At 63.2% G+C, this 15,765-nt stretch carries 17 protein-coding genes; 6 read left to right on the top strand and 11 right to left on the bottom strand.

All coding sequences use genetic code 11. From position 1 onward, the window contains the following. Nucleotides 1-208: 208 nt before the first annotated feature. Genes cas2 through cas9 form a run of 5 tightly spaced genes read right to left on the bottom strand, consistent with a single transcriptional unit; the run spans nucleotide 209 to nucleotide 5,506 of the window. The gene (cas2, locus tag BMY12_RS18385; protein WP_093289320.1) at nucleotides 209-556 is read right to left on the bottom strand and encodes a CRISPR-associated endonuclease Cas2; all 348 of its coding nucleotides are present in this window, start codon (nucleotides 554-556) and stop codon (nucleotides 209-211) included. Further along, nucleotides 556-939 carry a helix-turn-helix domain-containing protein gene (locus BMY12_RS18380; RefSeq protein WP_093289319.1) on the bottom strand — a complete coding sequence of 128 codons (384 nt, stop codon included), beginning with the start codon at nucleotides 937-939 and terminating at the stop codon, nucleotides 556-558. The genes cas2 and BMY12_RS18380 overlap by 1 nt, the downstream gene beginning before the upstream one ends. 11 nt (nucleotides 940-950) lie before the next feature. Beyond that, nucleotides 951-1,253 (bottom strand): type II toxin-antitoxin system HigB family toxin, encoded by a 303-nt coding sequence (locus BMY12_RS18375; RefSeq protein ID WP_093289317.1) that lies wholly within the window; start codon nucleotides 1,251-1,253, stop codon nucleotides 951-953. Nucleotides 1,254-1,303: 50 nt separating this feature from the next. Next, nucleotides 1,304-2,188 (bottom strand): type II CRISPR-associated endonuclease Cas1, encoded by an 885-nt coding sequence (cas1, locus tag BMY12_RS18370; RefSeq protein ID WP_093289316.1) that lies wholly within the window; start codon nucleotides 2,186-2,188, stop codon nucleotides 1,304-1,306. 6 nt (nucleotides 2,189-2,194) lie between these two features. Beyond that, nucleotides 2,195-5,506, bottom strand: coding sequence for a type II CRISPR RNA-guided endonuclease Cas9 (gene cas9 / locus BMY12_RS18365; RefSeq protein WP_093289314.1), 3,312 nt, complete (start codon nucleotides 5,504-5,506; stop codon nucleotides 2,195-2,197). A gap of 264 nt (nucleotides 5,507-5,770) precedes the next feature. Here cas9 and BMY12_RS18360 point away from each other — a divergent pair, with 264 nt between their 5' ends. Both BMY12_RS18360 and BMY12_RS18355 read left to right on the top strand, forming a co-directional pair. Then, on the top strand, nucleotides 5,771-6,406 hold the full coding sequence (locus BMY12_RS18360) for a peroxiredoxin (protein WP_093289313.1): 636 nt from the start codon (nucleotides 5,771-5,773) through the stop codon (nucleotides 6,404-6,406). A 138-nt stretch (nucleotides 6,407-6,544) separates the two neighbouring features. Further along, nucleotides 6,545-7,039, top strand: coding sequence for a peroxiredoxin family protein (locus tag BMY12_RS18355; protein WP_218140257.1), 495 nt, complete (start codon nucleotides 6,545-6,547; stop codon nucleotides 7,037-7,039). Nucleotides 7,040-7,044: 5 nt separating this feature from the next. Here the strand turns inward: BMY12_RS18355 and BMY12_RS18350 are convergent, their stop codons facing one another. From BMY12_RS18350 to BMY12_RS18330, 5 genes are all read right to left on the bottom strand, one after another. Continuing rightward, nucleotides 7,045-8,010 (bottom strand): hypothetical protein, encoded by a 966-nt coding sequence (locus BMY12_RS18350; protein ID WP_093289310.1) that lies wholly within the window; start codon nucleotides 8,008-8,010, stop codon nucleotides 7,045-7,047. Nucleotides 8,011-8,076: 66 nt separating this feature from the next. After that, complete coding sequence (locus tag BMY12_RS18345; RefSeq protein WP_093289308.1) at nucleotides 8,077-8,430, bottom strand: hypothetical protein; 354 nt, start codon at nucleotides 8,428-8,430, stop codon at nucleotides 8,077-8,079. Nucleotides 8,431-8,519: 89 nt separating this feature from the next. Further along, nucleotides 8,520-8,987, bottom strand: coding sequence for a response regulator (locus BMY12_RS18340; RefSeq protein ID WP_093289307.1), 468 nt, complete (start codon nucleotides 8,985-8,987; stop codon nucleotides 8,520-8,522). Beyond that, on the bottom strand, nucleotides 8,984-10,897 hold the full coding sequence (locus BMY12_RS18335) for a hybrid sensor histidine kinase/response regulator (RefSeq protein WP_093289305.1): 1,914 nt from the start codon (nucleotides 10,895-10,897) through the stop codon (nucleotides 8,984-8,986). The genes BMY12_RS18340 and BMY12_RS18335 overlap by 4 nt, the downstream gene beginning before the upstream one ends. After that, the gene (locus BMY12_RS18330) at nucleotides 10,894-11,682 is read right to left on the bottom strand and encodes a helix-turn-helix transcriptional regulator (protein ID WP_093289304.1); all 789 of its coding nucleotides are present in this window, start codon (nucleotides 11,680-11,682) and stop codon (nucleotides 10,894-10,896) included. The genes BMY12_RS18335 and BMY12_RS18330 overlap by 4 nt, the downstream gene beginning before the upstream one ends. Nucleotides 11,683-11,829: 147 nt before the next feature. Here BMY12_RS18330 and BMY12_RS18325 point away from each other — a divergent pair, with 147 nt between their 5' ends. The 4 genes from BMY12_RS18325 (at nucleotide 11,830) to BMY12_RS18310 (ending at nucleotide 14,853) form a co-directional block, all read left to right on the top strand. Next, entirely contained in the window at nucleotides 11,830-12,435 is a 606-nt protein-coding gene (locus tag BMY12_RS18325; RefSeq protein WP_218140256.1) for a metal-independent carbonic anhydrase family protein, read from the top strand. A gap of 88 nt (nucleotides 12,436-12,523) precedes the next feature. Then, complete coding sequence (locus tag BMY12_RS18320; protein WP_143069006.1) at nucleotides 12,524-13,012, top strand: hypothetical protein; 489 nt, start codon at nucleotides 12,524-12,526, stop codon at nucleotides 13,010-13,012. After that, nucleotides 13,012-13,713, top strand: coding sequence for a DUF2490 domain-containing protein (locus tag BMY12_RS18315; RefSeq protein ID WP_093289301.1), 702 nt, complete (start codon nucleotides 13,012-13,014; stop codon nucleotides 13,711-13,713). The genes BMY12_RS18320 and BMY12_RS18315 overlap by 1 nt, the downstream gene beginning before the upstream one ends. Nucleotides 13,714-13,833: 120 nt before the next feature. Continuing rightward, nucleotides 13,834-14,853: a TerC family protein gene (locus tag BMY12_RS18310; protein WP_093289299.1), complete on the top strand. Its 1,020-nt coding sequence runs from the start codon at nucleotides 13,834-13,836 to the stop codon at nucleotides 14,851-14,853. A gap of 22 nt (nucleotides 14,854-14,875) precedes the next feature. Here BMY12_RS18310 and BMY12_RS18305 read toward each other — a convergent pair whose 3' ends face one another. After that, nucleotides 14,876-15,706 carry a MerR family transcriptional regulator gene (locus tag BMY12_RS18305; protein ID WP_093289298.1) on the bottom strand — a complete coding sequence of 277 codons (831 nt, stop codon included), beginning with the start codon at nucleotides 15,704-15,706 and terminating at the stop codon, nucleotides 14,876-14,878. Nucleotides 15,707-15,765: the final 59 nt, after the last annotated feature.

Here is a 15,765-nt window from a genome sequence, read left to right as displayed (position 1 = left end):
GTTCCGATACCCCACCATCGGAAAGCCTGATAGGGTCGCTGTGCATATCGTCGGCAAGCGCTGGGCAGTTCCGATACCCCACCATCGGAAAGCCTGATAGGGTCGGCAAGCTCAAGAACAACAACGGTGCCTGTGTTCCGATACCCCACCATCGGAAAGCCTGATAGGGTCTGGTCGCCCGCAAGTCCCTGACTTGCGGGCTTTCTTTTCAGATGAGCAGCAACTGTTCGGGCGCATCTGGCCGGATTTTACTGCGCCTGGGACCGATGAATTCGCGGGTCATGGCGTACTGCTTGTCGGTGAAAAAGAAGAATGCCACATGCGCGTCTTCCGGAACGCTCGGACGCAGTCGCTCGATCTGGGCCTGCGCAGTGGCCAGCGTCGGAAAATGCTTCAGGTAAACCGAGAACTGGTGCTGCGTGAAGTTCTCCTGCAGCAAGGTGCGGCGAAACACGGTGTAGTCGTGCCGCTCTTCCTTGGTTCCGACGGGACAGTCGAAGCTCGCTAGCAGCCACATGACGCGCCAGCCGTTGATGGCCATGTCGGCGGGATGCATCAGGCCGCTTTGCGGCCGGGTTTGAGTGGGTTCTGCCGTAGCAGGCTTTCGGCTGGGATGCCGAAAGTTTTGTGTAGGCCTTCGATCATGCGCAAGGTCAACGGCCGTCGGCGATTGAGAACTTCATACACACGATTGCGCCGTCCGATGACGGGCTCCAAGTCCTGTACGGACAAGCCACGCTGCTCCATGCAGAACTGGATTGCATCCACCGCATCCGGCAGGTCCATCGGAAAGTGAACGCGCTCATAGGCTTCTATCAGCGTCGTCAGAACATCCAGCCGATCACCTTCCTCGCTGTCCGCGCGGGCGGTCATGAGGGATTCGATTTCCTTGAGTGTTTCGCGATAGTCCTTGCGGGTCTTGATAGGTTTGATGTTCATTGAAACTCGCTTCAGATCGACTGGGCGTCAATGGCATCGTACTGCTCGTGCGTGCCAATGAAGCGGATGTAAACAATACGGTATGGGTAGTTGATCCAAGCCACGATTCTGTACTTGTTGCCGCCGATGTTGAATACCACGCGTCCGTTACGCAAGACGCTGGCGTTCCGGAATTGTCTTTTGACGTCCGCAGGCGCCGCCCAGTCGGCGTGTGCGACATCGCGATACCAAGCCAGCGTCGGCCTCTCGGCCTCGCGGAACTGCGGGTGCCGAGTCCAAAAGTCCTTCAGAGTCGAAAGGGCAATGACCCGCATCGCGGATCATAGTCCCAAATTGGGATTTTCCGCAATGCTCTACCTTTGCTTCAGCATGGCAGGGCGAGTCCGCCGCGACCGGTTTCCAGAATCCGCAGGTAACTGGCCACAGTCTCGCGTACCGCCGCAGGCAGGCGAAACTCCATATTGCCCAGCCGCACCGTCTTCTTGATGAGGCCCAGTACAGCGAGCCGGGCTTTGGCGTCGAATTCACCAAACGAATCGTGTTGCTCGAAGACCAGGCGCTCGACAAGATGCCGATAGGGTTCTATGAAGTCGTCGGCAAGGTTGTAACTGTTATCGCCACTGCTGTGCCCGATGCCCAGCATCGGAGTCAGGCTCGCCACCGCGAGTTCCCGTGCCACCAGCGATCTGAGTACGGCGTAGCCAAAGTTCAGCGCTGCATTGGTCAGATCCTCGGCGCCCTGCTTGTCACGCTTGAAGCCCTTGCCGAACAAGCAGTCCCAGTAGTGCTTGGCCGCCTGGCCCTCGTGGCGTGATTCGTCTCCTGGCATCACTTCCGTTGCCATCCGCTCAAGACGCAGCGCGCCATTGAGCGACAATTCGCGCAGGGTATTGGCTTCAGTTCTGATACGCGACTGGATGATCGATTGCCAGAGGCGCTTGCGCGTATCCGTTGCCAACTCCAATTGCTGCCGCAAGCGCAGTGTGGCTTGAGGCAGTCCGTACATGGGCGTCAGCCAGCCGCTAGGATGGTGCTTGCTGTCGGTGAGCAGCACAATGGCCCGGTTCTCTACCAGAAGTTGCAGAGTCTGCGCGGTAAGTTCAACGGTGTGGTGATGCAACACCATTACCGCGATGTCGCCCGGCGCCACGAAAATGTCCTTTTCGTTCTCACGACAGATGCGGATGCGGCCGAGATCGACACTCAGGCGCGCCGGATTCTCGATGAGCAGGATACGGTGCTCAGACATGGCCTGCTAAATCACCGTTAGCTTGGCTAAACTTTTTCCTTTGAACATCCGATAGCCGGAGGCAGCTGTAAGGTCACGCACTTCCCTTGCTTCGGAATTCAAGGCCCCGATCAGAGCTCCGCCACCTTCACTTTTTATTTGACGTATGACAAAGCTCTTGCCATCTCGCGCGTCTTGAATAGTGTCGCCTTTCCAGAATCGCCGAACGCCATGAGGCGGCCGTGAACTTTTTTCCAGCATGGCCTCTTGAATATTCACAAGGCGAGGCGCCCCGACGAGTTTCCCGTCTTCGATCATAATTTCAAGGTACGCATTGCCCGAGTGGGTGTAGCGCTTTTCAAGCATCTGACCGTGCCGGTTCTTGTGTCGAACTACGGCGGCGGTATGCTCCGACTCTCGAAGTAGGCGCACACGACTGATATGGGTTCCGTACTGTGGGTGGACAACGGGTTCGTCGAAAATCTGCTTGAGAGATTTGCCGGCTCTCAAGCGCTGTTCAAAAGCGGAAAGAACAATCTCGCGGGTCTTCTCGCTCTCGATGGTCTCCAGGCGACCACGGGTTTTGCCGGCATTGGCGGGGTCAATCAGCGATGCCAGCCGCTTGCTCGAAGTCAAAAGATGGCTCCCGCCTTCATCCGGTTTCCGGCTGCGCCCATAGGCCGTCTGATCGAATAAAGCCCCGTCGGGGTGATGATCCCGCTTGTGTCGGATTTCGACGTTGCGAACAATCTCCAGTGCCAGATCACGGATGAGTGGAATCGGCGGCGCCTCGTGCAAACTCATCCGAGCCCGCTCACCGCGTTTCTCCCGTTCGCGTTCGAGCTTGTAATTCTGGGCCATGCGCACGAAGAGGCTGCGTGAGGTGAGCGAAATGACCAAGGCATCCACGATATGGTGACGGTGATCGATGCGCTTGTCGGGGCGGCGGTCGGCGGGGATGGCGCCGGCATGTCGTTCCTGTCCATCCCACCACAGACGATGTCGGTCGAATTCCACGCGGGTGATGGCCTTGCCTTCTTCGTCCAGAACTGGCAATCCGGTCTCGAACCGGACTTCCGGAATCACGGTATTGAGCTTCCAGATACGACGCAGGTGAGCGGTCAGTTCGCCCCTCGATACCATCACGGGCTGACCGTTGCGCTCAGTGGGCGGACATACGCGGCCCAGCCACTGAGCCGTGAGCTTGGCGATCCAACTGGATTCGTGAAACTGACGGTCGCTGAAGCCCTGGATGGCTTCATCGTCCAGGACTTCCTCTTCCCAATCTTCTTTCAGAAGGAGCTTGGCTTTTCCCCATTGTTTGCTTTTTGTCAGCATTTCGGCGCAGAGCTTGACGCGTTGCCAGCGGTTCTCATCAGCGCCGAAAGCCTGCCAGGGCGTGCGATTCTCCTTCTGCTGATTGCAGGCGCGATGCGCCAGAACCAATTGATTGCGCTTGCCGCCAACGCGCGTGAGGCTGCGCGGAAGAATATGTTCGCGCTCAGTGGCTGCGCTCAGAGCGTCACCAATCGAGATGCGATCAGCGCAGTAAGGGCAGTAGTGACCTTGGCTTTCCCAAAGAAGATAGCGCTGGATGTTTCGCTCGGTGCTTTCCTGGCCTTGGGTTTCGAGCGCATTTTTTGCCTGAAGCCGCGCCTTCCGGTTCTTATCGATCTTGCTTTCGATCTCGTTACGCTTGCCGACGCCCAGCGCCATATCGCGTGACAGTTCGACGATCACTTCCGTAGGTGGGCCTCCAAGTGCTTCCATTGCTTTGCGAACGGCCCGGTAGACCTGACGCATGGCAACATCGACCACCGTGTTTCCAGTCTCCGGTGGCAAAGGCAGTTCCAGGCTTGCGGCCCTGGGCTTGTGGTATTCGGGATAGGCCTGGTCGATGGCGGTGCGCTCATCCCAGCCTTCTTGCATTAACGCATTGAGTTTGCCGAGCGCTTTTATGGAGTAGCTCATGCGGCCGCTTTCAAAACCCATTTTTGACAGGCGGTCGAAGTTCGATTTGTCGCGCATGCAGTTGATGAACGTGACCAGGGCCTCGCTGAACTTTCTTTTTTCGCCGCTGGTGGTCTTGAAATTGAGATGCCAGTTTCTACCGTCCAGTGCCTCTGGCGAGCCTAGGTCGGCAAGAAAGTTGATGATCTGAACCTGGGTCTTGTCGTCCAATGCTTGCCATGCGCTCAACAATCCGAGCCGGTGAAAGGCGACCAGCGTCGTGTTGCCTTTGAGGCTGTCGCGGCTGGCGCGATCCATGTTCAGTCCACGCGTTCCCGGTCCGGGAAAGCCGCGCGCCCGGAGTTCATCGAGAAGCTTCTTGAAGCTCAATTCGCCCTTGGCCGTCAGCATTTCGGGGTTATGAAGCAGGGTTCGCACCGTTTCGCGCTGCTGTGAATTTAGTTGTTCGGCGCGTCTTCCCATGCCCCAGCGCAAATCGGCAATCTGTTTCTCGATACGGAAAGCTTGAGCAGCCATCTGCGCGGCGGGTGACCGTGGCAGCGTCGGTTCCAGCGGGCAGCGACCGACCATCGGCGCCGGCGACTTGAGCGGCCGCTGATCGAAGATGGCCGCGCGGAACTGTTCGCAGGTGTCTGCATCGCGCATAACAGCGTAGAAAGCGGACTGCGTGTCCCAGATGCGCGCGAATTCCTGTTCGACCATCCGCCTACTTGGGTACAGGCCAGCGGGGCCAAGAGTGGTGCTGATTTTCTTTTGTCTGCGAAGATTCAGGTACTGTCCGAGGGTTATGGAGTCTTTGCCCAGTTCGAGGGCTGCCTCGGCCATCAGTGCTTCGAGGTGGCGGACGCCCCCAACGATCTTGCCCATTTCAATGGCTTTCTCATCGGGTCCTTCTGTCGGCCTCGTCTCATCGTCAGCGTCTCTCTTTTTTTCCTTGGTGGATTTACGCTCCGGTTCCGAGTAGACCCAGTCCCCAGACGGACCCCGGTTCTTGGCCAGGTGCAGCAGCACCGGGATGAGTTGAGAGAGTTCGATCCGTTCCTCCGCGGCACGCGCACGCAGGGCATGAATCTGCTGGCCGGAATCGCTGGCGATCTGATGACGGTCCAGTCCGAGCCGCTCAGCAAGATAGGCGATCCGGCGCAGCCGGCGAGCCCGTCGACAGATGCCACGACGCATCATGCGGGCTGCGCGCCGCGCTGCCTTCTTGGGCTCGCCCACTCCTCCCGATTTGGCCGGTAGCAGTGGCTCCTGCCAGATGTCGAGCGAATAATAGGGCAGGGATACCGGATGTCCGGTTTCATCCAGATGCCAAGCCACCAGCCCACAAGATGCCGTGCCTACATCCAGGCCCAATCTGTAAGCCATTGCCAATCTCCCATATTTTTCTGTACCCTCCTAACCGTATCAGGCTTTCCGATGGTGGGGACTATCGGCAACAAAGCTTTAGAGACTTCGGTCTCGATGCTACCGATACACAGGGCCTCTTCGGAGGCCCGTTTCGTTTTGCCTGTAGGCATCAACTGATGACAATCTGCTTCGCAGTTCTGAGGATAGAGCATTCAGTCCTCAGCTCTTGAACTTCCCATTGGTGGGCGCATCATGAGCTCCCCGCACACCGGAGAAGACGACATGAGCATCAGACTGGGCGACATCGCCCCCGACTTCGAGGCACAGACCACCGAAGGCCCCATTGCCTTTCACCAGTGGCTGGGCAATTCCTGGGGCGTGCTGTTCTCGCATCCCAAGAACTACACGCCGGTGTGCACCACCGAGCTGGGCTATACCGCCAAGCTCAAGCCGGAGTTTGAGAAGCGCGGCGTGAAGGTCATCGGCCTGTCGGTGGACAAGCTGGAGGATCATCACGGCTGGAGCAAGGACATCGCCGAGACGCAGGGCACGGCGCTGAACTTCCCGCTGATCGCCGATCCGGAGCGCAAGGTCTCGCTGCTGTATGACTTCATCCATCCCAATGCCAGCGATACCTTCACCGTGCGCAGCGTGGTGGTGATCGACCCGAACAAGAAGGTGCGCCTGATCATCACCTATCCGGCTTCCACCGGCCGCAACTTCGATGAAATCCTGCGCGTGATCGATTCGCTGCAGCTCACCGACCGGCACAAGGTGGCCACGCCGGTGAACTGGAAGCAGGGCGAGGACGTGATCATCGTGCCGGCCTTGAAAGACGAGGAGGCGAAGAAGCTGTTCCCGCAGGGCTGGAAGACGCTCAAGCCTTATCTGCGCATCGTGCCGCAGCCCAAGACCTGAGTCCTGCGGCGGGAATAAAGCCCCTGTGCCCGGCCGTGCAGCGACCGTGGCCCGGGGGCTTTTCGTTTCATGTCGCCGCTTCTGTCAAAATCCGCATCCCGATTCGGATCAGGCCTCGCGCGCATGCGCTGCTGCACCTTGCTCTTGCTGCTTCTGCTCTGCGGCGCCGCGCAGGCGCGCGGTCTGGAAAATCGCGCGGCACCGGCGCTGCATGCGACCACGCTCGATGGCAGCAGCTACTCTCTGGCGGCGCATCGCGGTGAGCTGGTGATCGTGAATTTCTGGGCGAGCTGGTGCGCGCCCTGTCAGGAAGAGTTGCCGGCGTTCGAAGCCTATTACCGGGCGCATCGCGATGAAGGCCTCAGCGTGCTGGCCATCAATACCGATGACCCCGAGCAGCTCGACAAGGTCCGCCATATCGCCGCGCAGTATTCCTTTCCCACCGCGCTGATCGCGCAGTTGCAGGCGCCGGGTTACGGCCGCATCTGGCGATTGCCGATCAGCTTCGTGATCGACCGCGACGGCGTGCTGCGTTTCGACGGCGGTGCCGGGCAGCGCAAGCTCTGGGATCTGCCGAGCCTGGAGCAGGAGCTGCGGCCGCTGCTGCAGGCAACGGCCGCGCCCACGCGCTGAAACGCTCAGAAGCGATAGCCCAGATTCACGCTGCTGAGATAGTGCGGTGCCAGCTGATAACCCGTGTAGTGCTGATACACCGGCAGCTGCACGAACGCCGCGAGTGACAGGCGGCTGCCCAGCGTGGCCGCAAGGCCGGGACTCAGATTCAGGACCTGACTGCCGCTGTTGGCGTAATCGGCCTGCGCGCCGGTCTCGCGACCTTCGATGCGGGCGTTGAGCTGGATCTGCGGCACCAGCGCACCGAAGCCCAGATAGCGCAGGCCCGCATTGCCGATGAGCTGCGTGCTGGGACGAAAGTCCTGATGCTGGTTCAGAGCCTGCTTGATCTGCAGTTGCTGGAACTGGTCCCAGTCACGCGACAGCGCCGCGTAGTGATAGACGCCGGCGATCAGATCTGTGGTGCCCGTGCCGCTCTGCAGGCCACGGTCGATGATCTCGCCGTCTTCACCCGCAGGGCCGCTGCGGAAGTGCTCATCGGTCTTGCCGGTGGGCAGCTTCAGGCCCAGCTGCAGGCCCCAGCTGCGATCCGCAAAGAAACCCTGGTAGCGGCCGATCACGCGCACATCGCCGATGCCACGCGTGGCTGAGGTGGAGGTCTCGGTGTCGCCTTCACCAATGGTCTGATGATCGCGCCGCAGATACGGTGCCTGCACGCTCAGACCCCAATCACCGTTGAAAGCGTAGTCGGCGCTGAGCGTGTAGAAGCGCGTCAGCGTGCCGAGCTGGATTTCATCGTCGTTGGGAAAGCTCAGGCTGCCCAGCCTGACGCGGTGGCTGCCGTAGCGCAGCTGGTTCTGATCGACAAAGTCATAACGCAGATCCAGGCGCAGACCGCGGTTGGTGGAATAGGCGTTGTCGGCCCATTCGCTGCCCAGGGAACAGCCGCAGCTGGAACAGGCCAGGCTGCTGCCGGCAAACGCGCTCAGGCCGGCGGCCAGCGCCGCGGCGGTAAACCGAAAGTGATTCATGCTCTTCGTGTCCTGCAAAAAATGATGGGCCGCAGCGCCGTTCGGGCTGCAGCGGAGATCAGGCTTTTAGACGAAGAGCGTGTGCGGCGGCGCTTGTCCCGGTGGTTCGCGATAGCGCCAGGGTGCGACGGCGGCGTGCTGCCCGGCGCTGCAGATGAGGTCCACGCCGCGCGTGAGCGCCAGGGGCGCGGCAGCGGCTGAGGCGGGCAGGCCGTTGAAGCCGTCGAGCACGCTGCAGCAGCCATCTTCGCAGCAGCAGTGGCTGGCCGGATGATCCGGTCCTTCGCCGCCGGCATGGCAGAGCGCGTGCGCGCCCTGCGGCGCGGCCATGGCCAGCGGCAGCAGCGTGCGCGGCACCACGCCCAGCAGGGCAATGGCCAGCAGCAGGCAATGCAGACGATGACGCAGGCGCGCGGACATGAGGTCGGCATCGTAACAGGGTGATGCGCCTGCTCAGAAACGGCTATCGCCGCCCGCCGCAAAACGGCGCCGCCGCTGGCCGTCCTGCGCTACTTGAACTGGTGCGGACCGCGTGGCAACCGCGCCGCCTCCGGCACCAAGGCGCGCAGACGCTTGTGCAGCAGGCGCGTCTCCAGAAGGTTCCAGACCCGCAGCATCGCCTCGATATGGTCGAAGGGCTTGGTGAGAAAGTCCTTGGCGCCCAGCGACAGCGCGCGGCGCTTGGCAGCGGTGGTGGCATCCGCAGTGAGCACCAGCACCGGCCGGAACTCGTCGGGTGCACGCTGGCGTTCCAGCTTTTCCAGCACTGCATAGCCGCTCAGGCCCGGCATCATCAGGTCCAGCAGCACCAAGTCGGGATCGAAGGCGGCGAACAGGTCCAGCGCCTGTTCGGCCTCGGTGGTGCTGACCACGTTGCGGAAGCCCTCGCGTTCCAGCAGGTCTTCGAGCAGGCGCAGATTGGTGGGCAGATCGTCGACGATCAGGATGCGCGAGCTCAGGATCTCATCGTCGTTCATGCGCCGCTCCGGTCCAGCAGAGTCAGCACGCGCGATACTGCCAGCGGTTTGGTGAGATAGTCGCTGGCGCCGGCCGCGCGCAGGCGCTCGATGGTGGCCGGCAGGGCGTCGGCGCTGATGATCACGATGGGTGTCTGCGCAAAGCTCGGATCGCCGCGCAACTCGGCCAGCACCGCCTCACCGCTCATGAGGGGCAGATGCAGATCGAGCAGAATCAGTGCCGGCCGCAGGGCGCGCGCCTGACGCAGGCCTTCGGCGCCATCGCGCGCCGCCACCAGATGCCAGCCGGCGCGGCGTGCAATCACCGCCTGCAGCAAGGCCAGATTCGAGGCATTGTCCTCGATCACCAGCACGTACTGCATGGCGCGGGGCTGGCTGAGCGTGAGACCGGCAGCCGGCGCGAGCGCCGGGGCGGCGGTCTCGTTCACCTGTGCCTGCGCCATGTCCAGCCGCAGGACGAAGACACTGCCCTGGCCCGGCTTGCTGCTCACTTCGATGTCGCCGCCCATGTGCAGCATCAGCTGCCGGGACACTGCCAGGCCCAGGCCCGTGCCTTCCACCGTGCCGCTTTCCGCACCCAGACGATCGAAGGGCGTGAACAGACGCGGAATCTGCGCGGCGGGAATGCCCACGCCGCTGTCCTGCACGGCGATGCGCACCTTGCCTTCGCTTTCCTGCAGGCTGATGCGCACCTCGCCCTGCGGGCGGTTGTACTTGATGGCATTGGAAAGCAGATTGATCAGTACCTGCAGCAGGCGCTGGCGGTCGGCGAGGGCGGCGAGATTCTCGTGCTCGCCGCTGTGCTGCAGGCGGATGCGGTGGCGCGTGGCCAGCGGCGCCACCAGATCGCAGGCCTCCTGAATCAGCGGCTGCAGCGGCTGGGCCTCCAGCTTGAGCTTGAGGCTGCCGGATTCGATGCGGGCGATGTCCAGCACCTCGTCGATCAGCGCCAGCAGATGGCGCCCGGCCAGCAGAATCTGCTCGACCTGAGGTGCTTGTGCGCTGCCTTGCAGATCGCTCTCCAGCAGCTGCGCAAAACCCAGGATGGCATTGAGCGGCGTGCGCAGCTCGTGGCTGATGCGTGAGAGAAACTGGGTCTTGGCCTGGTTGGCTGACTGCGCCTCGGCGGCGCGCTTGGCCAGCAGCAGGCTGGCGTTGTGCAGACGGTCGGCGAGCTGCCCCAGCTCGTCACGTCCGGCGGGCAGGGCTGCCAGCGGTGCGCCCTGCGCCAGACGCTCGGCATTGAGTGCCAGACGCTGCACGCGCCGCACCACGCCGCTGTACAGCAGCAGAAAGGCGCCGACGCCGCTGGCCAGCACCAGGATGCTGCTGACGATGTCCATCCAGAAATTGCGATGCAGCGCGCGCCGGGCCTTGTCCGAGTACTCCGCCACCAGATCGGTTTCGCGCGACTGCATGGCGCGCACCTCGCCGCGCAGCGCATCCAGCACCTGCTTGCTGCGGATCAGATGCGCCTGCAGCTCGGCCGGTGCCAGCTGCCGGCCCTGCAGGCGCAGTTCCTCCAGGCTCTGCTGCTTGCGTTCCAGCAGCGCGCTGGCGCTCTCCAGATGCGCCATGACCTGCGGATCGCTGATGTTGCGGCGAAGCTCGGCCAGCGTGCCCGGCAGAGCGTCGCGGGCGCGCAGATAAGGAGTGAGAAAGTCGTCGCGGCCGGTGAGCAGGTAACCGCGCACGCCGGTGGCCGCCTCCGCCAGCTGGGTGTGCAGGGTCTGGATATCGGCCTGGATGGCCAGCGCCCGCCGCACCTCGGCGTCGGCGGCGTTGAGATCCTGCTGCAGGCGGTAGTTGAACGACAGCGCCGCCAGCAGCGAGGCCAGTGGCACCGCCACTGCCGCTGCGCTCTTGGCGCCCAATGACCAGTCCTGCCAGCGCCACCATCGTGCGCTCATGTGCGATGTCCCCATTCCGTGGCGCGAACCGCCGCCTGTGTGCGGTCTTTCAGACCCAGCTTGTGCAGGATCCGTTCGACGTGAATCTTGGCCGTGCCGGTGCTGATGCCCAGCTGCGCGGCGATCTCGCTATTGCTCAGGCCCTGCGGCAGCAGGGCCAGCACCTGCTGCTCGCGCGGCGTCAGCCGCGACAGCGAGTGAGCCGCTTCACGCTTCTGCGCACGCGGTCTGGCGATGCTGGCGGCCAGCGCGCCGGCCAGCAGCGTGGCCACCGCCAGCAGGGTGTGCAGATCCTCGGCGGAGGGCATCAGCCGTCCGTTCCGGCTCATCAGGGCGAGCACGCCCAGACCCTTGCCACTCAGGCGCAGCGGCAGCAGCAGCTCCCAGGCCACCTCGGAATCACGGCCGAGCCGCAGGCGGCTTTCGATGTGCTTGCGCAGGCTGGCTTGCAGCGGTGGCCGCAGAACGGCCGCCAGCACCCCGCCGACTGGAATGCGCGCGCCCACCGGCAGGGCATCGCCCTGCGCGGCCTGCACGGTCAGCGCACCGCCGTCCTGCCACAGCAGCAGGCCGGTGTCGGCGCCCAGATGCCGCAGGCTCAGGGCCAGCACCGAGCCCAGCGCCGATTTGAAGCTGCTGTCCTCGGCCAGCGTCTGTGCGCAGGACTCCAGCAGGTGCAGGCGGCTGGCTTCGTGCTCGACGCTGCGCATGCGCCCGCGCAGCGCCCGCGCGGTGAGCCGGGTGCTCTCGCTGTCCGGTGTTTCGGCTGAGGGGATCTTGCTCATGGCGTGCAGTAAGGATGCGCAAACGACATCCGTCAATCATAGGCCAGTCGGCAGATCGCATGCTCTGCCGGATGACCGATGGCGGCGGGCCTCGCCGCGCCGACACTGGCCACAGTCCAATGTCGGACCTAGCCATCGAGAGTCGCCATGAACAAGCCCATGAACTTCCGTATCCTCGCCCTGAGCCTGGCCCTGGCCGGCGGCCTGGGCGCAGGCGGTGCCGCGCTCGCCCAGAGCAGCGCCGTCAAGCAGGTGGTACCGCCTTCGGCGATCGCCAGTCAGAACATCACCGAGGCGCAGGTGCTGGCCGCGCAGCGCGCCTGGGGCGAAGCGCTGGTGCAGATCTCCAAGGACTATGAGGCCGGCGGCATCGCCAAGGCCAAGGCCACCGCCAGCAGCGTGATCGACAGTGCCTACGGCTATCAGTACGGCCCCGTGCTGTTCAAGCCGACCCTGACGGTTGCGCCGCAGACCTTCCGTACCACGCGTGAAGGTGCGCTCGCCTACTTCGTGGGCGATGACAAGGCCTATCCCGATGACCAGGGCTTCGCGCTGAAGGGCTGGCGCTCAGTGGAAATCCGCAACGCCGCCATCCAGCTGCACGGTGACACCGCGCTGTCGATGGGCAATGTGATCCTCACCGACAAGGCCGGCAAGGTCACCACGGTCGACAAGACCTGGGGCTACATGCGCGATGACCAGGGCAATCTGCGCATCGTGCTGCACCACTCGTCTCTGCCCGTGACGCGCTGATCGCGCGCCAGCGCAGGTGCCCGCCTCGCGGCGGGCACCTGCGCCAGCGGCACCGCAGATCCCTACCTTGAACACCGGAGTAACAAGCATGAAATCCAGTCTGAGCGCGGTGGCTCTTGGCCTTGGCGTGGCGCTGGGCCTGAGTACGAGCCTCACCCAGGTGCAGGCCAACCAATCCGAGCAGCGCATCTTCAAGGCGCCCGCCAGCGGCTTCCAGCCGAGCGAATCCAAGCGCTTTGCGATCAACCCGGAGCTGGGGCGCGCCTGGGTGGAAGTTGATCTGTTCTATCCGACCAGCGAAATGACCGAGCACCATCGCGTGCCGGTGCCGGGTCTTCGCTACGACAGCGAGCGCGCCGAGGTGGTGTTCGAGGCGCCGCAGCAGCGCGTGGTCTGCGCCACCGTCGAGGAGCGCGGCTGGTGGTTGTTCAAGCATCACAAGGTGCAGCCGACCGGTGATTGCGAGCTGACACACCAGTATGTGGAGCACCCTAAGGACGACGGCTTCACCGTCGATCACATCGAGCACTTCGAGGTGCATTTCAAGGCGGCACCTGACGACAAGGAGCAGGGCTGATGCGGGGTTTCAGCAAGGTTCTGGCAGTGCTGCTCCTGGGCGCAGGCCCGGGAGCAGCCTGGGCGGATGCCGACCACACCCAGACATTATGGACCTCATGGTCCAACACCACGGCGCTGTCGCGCGACTGGTCGCTGGTCAGTGATGTGCAGCTGCGCAGCAATGATGACGCCGAAGACCTGCGCAATTTCATCGTCCGGGCCGGCTTGAGCTACGCCCTCAACCCGCAGCTGCGCATGGCGGCGGGCTTTGCCTACATCGATACCTACCGGCCCGGTTCATCCACGCTCACCGAGCATCGCAGCTGGCAGCAGCTGATTGCCAGCCAGCGGATCGGTGGCTGCACCTTCAGCGAGCGCCTGCGACTGGAGCAGCGCTTCATCGAGCGCGCCGGAGCGCCGGATACGTATTCCGACCGCCTGCGCCTGCAGGGTCGCGTGACGATGCCGCTGCAGGACCGCGACAAGCCGCTGGAGCGGGGTGCCTTTGCGTTCCTGCAGGACGAGGTGTTCTTCCATCTCAGCCATCGCCAGCGCCTGAACGGGAAACTTTTCGATCAGAACCGCCTCTATGCCGGGCTGGGCTGGCGTTTCAGTCCGAAGCTGGATGTGGAGGCCGGTTACCTGAATCAGCTGGTGCTGGGCCGCAGCGTGGATACACAGAACCATGCGCTGCAGCTGCAGATTTCCACCAAGATCTGAGCCGCTTGGGTTGCCATGCCTCTCAGCCAAGGGCAGGCCGCTGCAGCATGACGCAGCAGCCTGCCCGTTTCCCGTGATGCCCGCAGGGGCGAGATTTCTTGAAGAACTGAGTTTGCCACGATGACGACGATTGGTTCCCCCACCATGTGGGCCTTGTTCGGCCTGTTTGTACTGCTGGCCCTGGCCGTGGATTTCTTCGCCCTGTCGCGTCAGGGCGCGCATCGGGTGTCGATGCGCGAGGCCGGCATCTGGTCGCTGATTTGGGTGGCAGTGTCCTTCGTGTTCGTGGCCTGGCTGTGGTGGTCGCTGGGGGGCCTGGACGGCGATGCCGCGGCGCGCAGCCTGGCCAATGCCAAGGCCGTGGAATTCATCACCGGCTATCTGATCGAAAAAGCCTTGGCGGTGGACAACGTCTTCGTGTTCCTGATGATCTTCACTTACTTTGCGGTGCCGCCGGAGTTCCAGAAGCGCGTGCTGATGATTGGCGTGCTCGGTGCCCTGCTGCTGCGTGCGGTGATGATTCTGGTGGGTGCCTGGCTGATCGCGCAGTTCCACTGGATTCTCTATGTGTTCGGCGCCTTCCTGCTGTTCACCGGCATCAAGATGTGGTGGGCCGCCGGTCAGGAGCCTGATCTGGAGGCCAATCCCGCGCTTAAGTGGCTGCGTCGCAGGATCCGTATCGCGCCGGACTACGACGGCGAGAAGTTCATCATCGTGGCGCAGGGCCTGCGCATGGCCACGCCGCTGGCGATCGTGGTGCTGCTGATCGGCATCGTGGACCTGGTGTTTGCGGTGGATTCCATTCCGGCGATCTTCGCCATTACCACCGACCCGTTCATCGTGCTCACCTCGAATGTGTTCGCGATCCTGGGTCTGCGCGCCATGTACTTCCTGCTTGCCGGCGTGCACGAGCGCTTCCACCTGCTCAGCTACGGTCTTGCCGTGGTGCTGGCCTTCATCGGCATCAAGATGCTGATCATCGACCTCTACAAGATTCCGGTGCTGTGGTCGCTGTCGGTCACTGCGGCGATCCTGGTGGTGACCATGCTGCTGTCGCTCTACATCCCGCCGCGGGGCAAGGGCGGCGGCGCCTATCCCTTTGCGGGCAAGGGGCAGCCGGAGTCCGGCGACAAGACCTGAATCGGTCGCGGCTGTGCGGCGATCAGAGTGGCTCTGAAGGCGGGCGTGGCGCTGCGGGCAGCATGTGTTCCAGCAGCTGCGCCACGCGCTCGCCGAGGAATTTGTTGGCGCTGTTCTCCAGCGCGCGCGAGACTTCCGCGTCCACCGCCATGTTGGCCAGCGGACGCAGGCGCCAGATCAGCTCGGCCAGACGCGGCACGTCTTCCGGCGGCGGCAGGCCGCCGTTGTAGCGGTCCAGGATGCGCGCGATCAGCTGCACCATTTCATCGGCCACGCGCTCCACGTTGGCGCGCAGGCTTTCGACGATGGTGAGCATGTCGTTCAGCGGCATGCCGGCGCGCGCCAGCTCGGCACCGGCCTGCAGGATCTTGGGATTCGGTGCGCGAAAGCCCAGGCCCTCCGGCACCAGCAGGCCCAGGCTCAGGACCTTGCCCAGCACGGCAGGATCAAAGGCGCTGATGCCGAACAGGCTCAAGAGCTCCGGCAGCGAATACTGACGCGGCTGCTCGGCCGACCAGGGACTGGAAATGGCACGTTCCAGACCCAGGATGTCCTGCAACTGCCGGCCTTTCTCCAGACCCTCGACCAGCTCCTGGATGTTGGCGAGCGTGTACCCGCGCGACAGCAGCTGATTGATCAGCTGCAGGCGGCGCAGATGCTCGCTGGTGTAGATGCCGACGCGACCGCGCCGCTGCGGCGGCGCCAGCAGCCCGCGATCCTGATAGGCGCGCACATTGCGCACCGTGCTGTTGCCGGCGCGGGCGAGTTCATCGATGGTGTATTCGTTGGCGGCCTGCGGTGCTTCGGGCTCATTGGCCGGCGCCGTGGCGCTGTCGTTCAGCGGCGTGCTCATCGCGCGAATCATACCGGCAGCCTGTGGCCGCCGGTATGCGGCGCGCGTTCAAGCGCAGC

Origin of the sequence: Solimonas aquatica (assembly GCF_900111015.1) — a bacterium.
Taxonomy (GTDB): Bacteria; Pseudomonadota; Gammaproteobacteria; order Nevskiales; family Nevskiaceae; genus Solimonas; species Solimonas aquatica.
Note: the sequence above shows the minus strand (reverse complement) of the source record. Positions and strands in the feature narration are given on the sequence as shown.

What these genes read in the sequence shown, in the direction of transcription:
- BMY12_RS18325 (WP_218140256.1), top strand. Translation starts at nt 11,830, where the DNA reads ATGAACAAGCCCATGAACTTCCGTATCCTCGCCCTGAGCCTGGCCCTG.
- cas9 (WP_093289314.1), bottom strand. Translation starts at nt 5,506, where the DNA reads ATGGCTTACAGATTGGGCCTGGATGTAGGCACGGCATCTTGTGGGCTG.
- BMY12_RS18320 (WP_143069006.1), top strand. Translation starts at nt 12,524, where the DNA reads ATGAAATCCAGTCTGAGCGCGGTGGCTCTTGGCCTTGGCGTGGCGCTG.
- BMY12_RS18380 (WP_093289319.1), bottom strand. Translation starts at nt 939, where the DNA reads ATGAACATCAAACCTATCAAGACCCGCAAGGACTATCGCGAAACACTC.
- BMY12_RS18360 (WP_093289313.1), top strand. Translation starts at nt 5,771, where the DNA reads ATGAGCATCAGACTGGGCGACATCGCCCCCGACTTCGAGGCACAGACC.
- BMY12_RS18340 (WP_093289307.1), bottom strand. Translation starts at nt 8,987, where the DNA reads ATGAACGACGATGAGATCCTGAGCTCGCGCATCCTGATCGTCGACGAT.
- cas2 (WP_093289320.1), bottom strand. Translation starts at nt 556, where the DNA reads ATGCATCCCGCCGACATGGCCATCAACGGCTGGCGCGTCATGTGGCTG.
- BMY12_RS18345 (WP_093289308.1), bottom strand. Translation starts at nt 8,430, where the DNA reads ATGTCCGCGCGCCTGCGTCATCGTCTGCATTGCCTGCTGCTGGCCATT.
- BMY12_RS18350 (WP_093289310.1), bottom strand. Translation starts at nt 8,010, where the DNA reads ATGAATCACTTTCGGTTTACCGCCGCGGCGCTGGCCGCCGGCCTGAGC.
- BMY12_RS18310 (WP_093289299.1), top strand. Translation starts at nt 13,834, where the DNA reads ATGACGACGATTGGTTCCCCCACCATGTGGGCCTTGTTCGGCCTGTTT.
- BMY12_RS18335 (WP_093289305.1), bottom strand. Translation starts at nt 10,897, where the DNA reads ATGAGCGCACGATGGTGGCGCTGGCAGGACTGGTCATTGGGCGCCAAG.
- cas1 (WP_093289316.1), bottom strand. Translation starts at nt 2,188, where the DNA reads ATGTCTGAGCACCGTATCCTGCTCATCGAGAATCCGGCGCGCCTGAGT.
- BMY12_RS18375 (WP_093289317.1), bottom strand. Translation starts at nt 1,253, where the DNA reads ATGCGGGTCATTGCCCTTTCGACTCTGAAGGACTTTTGGACTCGGCAC.
- BMY12_RS18305 (WP_093289298.1), bottom strand. Translation starts at nt 15,706, where the DNA reads ATGAGCACGCCGCTGAACGACAGCGCCACGGCGCCGGCCAATGAGCCC.
- BMY12_RS18330 (WP_093289304.1), bottom strand. Translation starts at nt 11,682, where the DNA reads ATGAGCAAGATCCCCTCAGCCGAAACACCGGACAGCGAGAGCACCCGG.
- BMY12_RS18315 (WP_093289301.1), top strand. Translation starts at nt 13,012, where the DNA reads ATGCGGGGTTTCAGCAAGGTTCTGGCAGTGCTGCTCCTGGGCGCAGGC.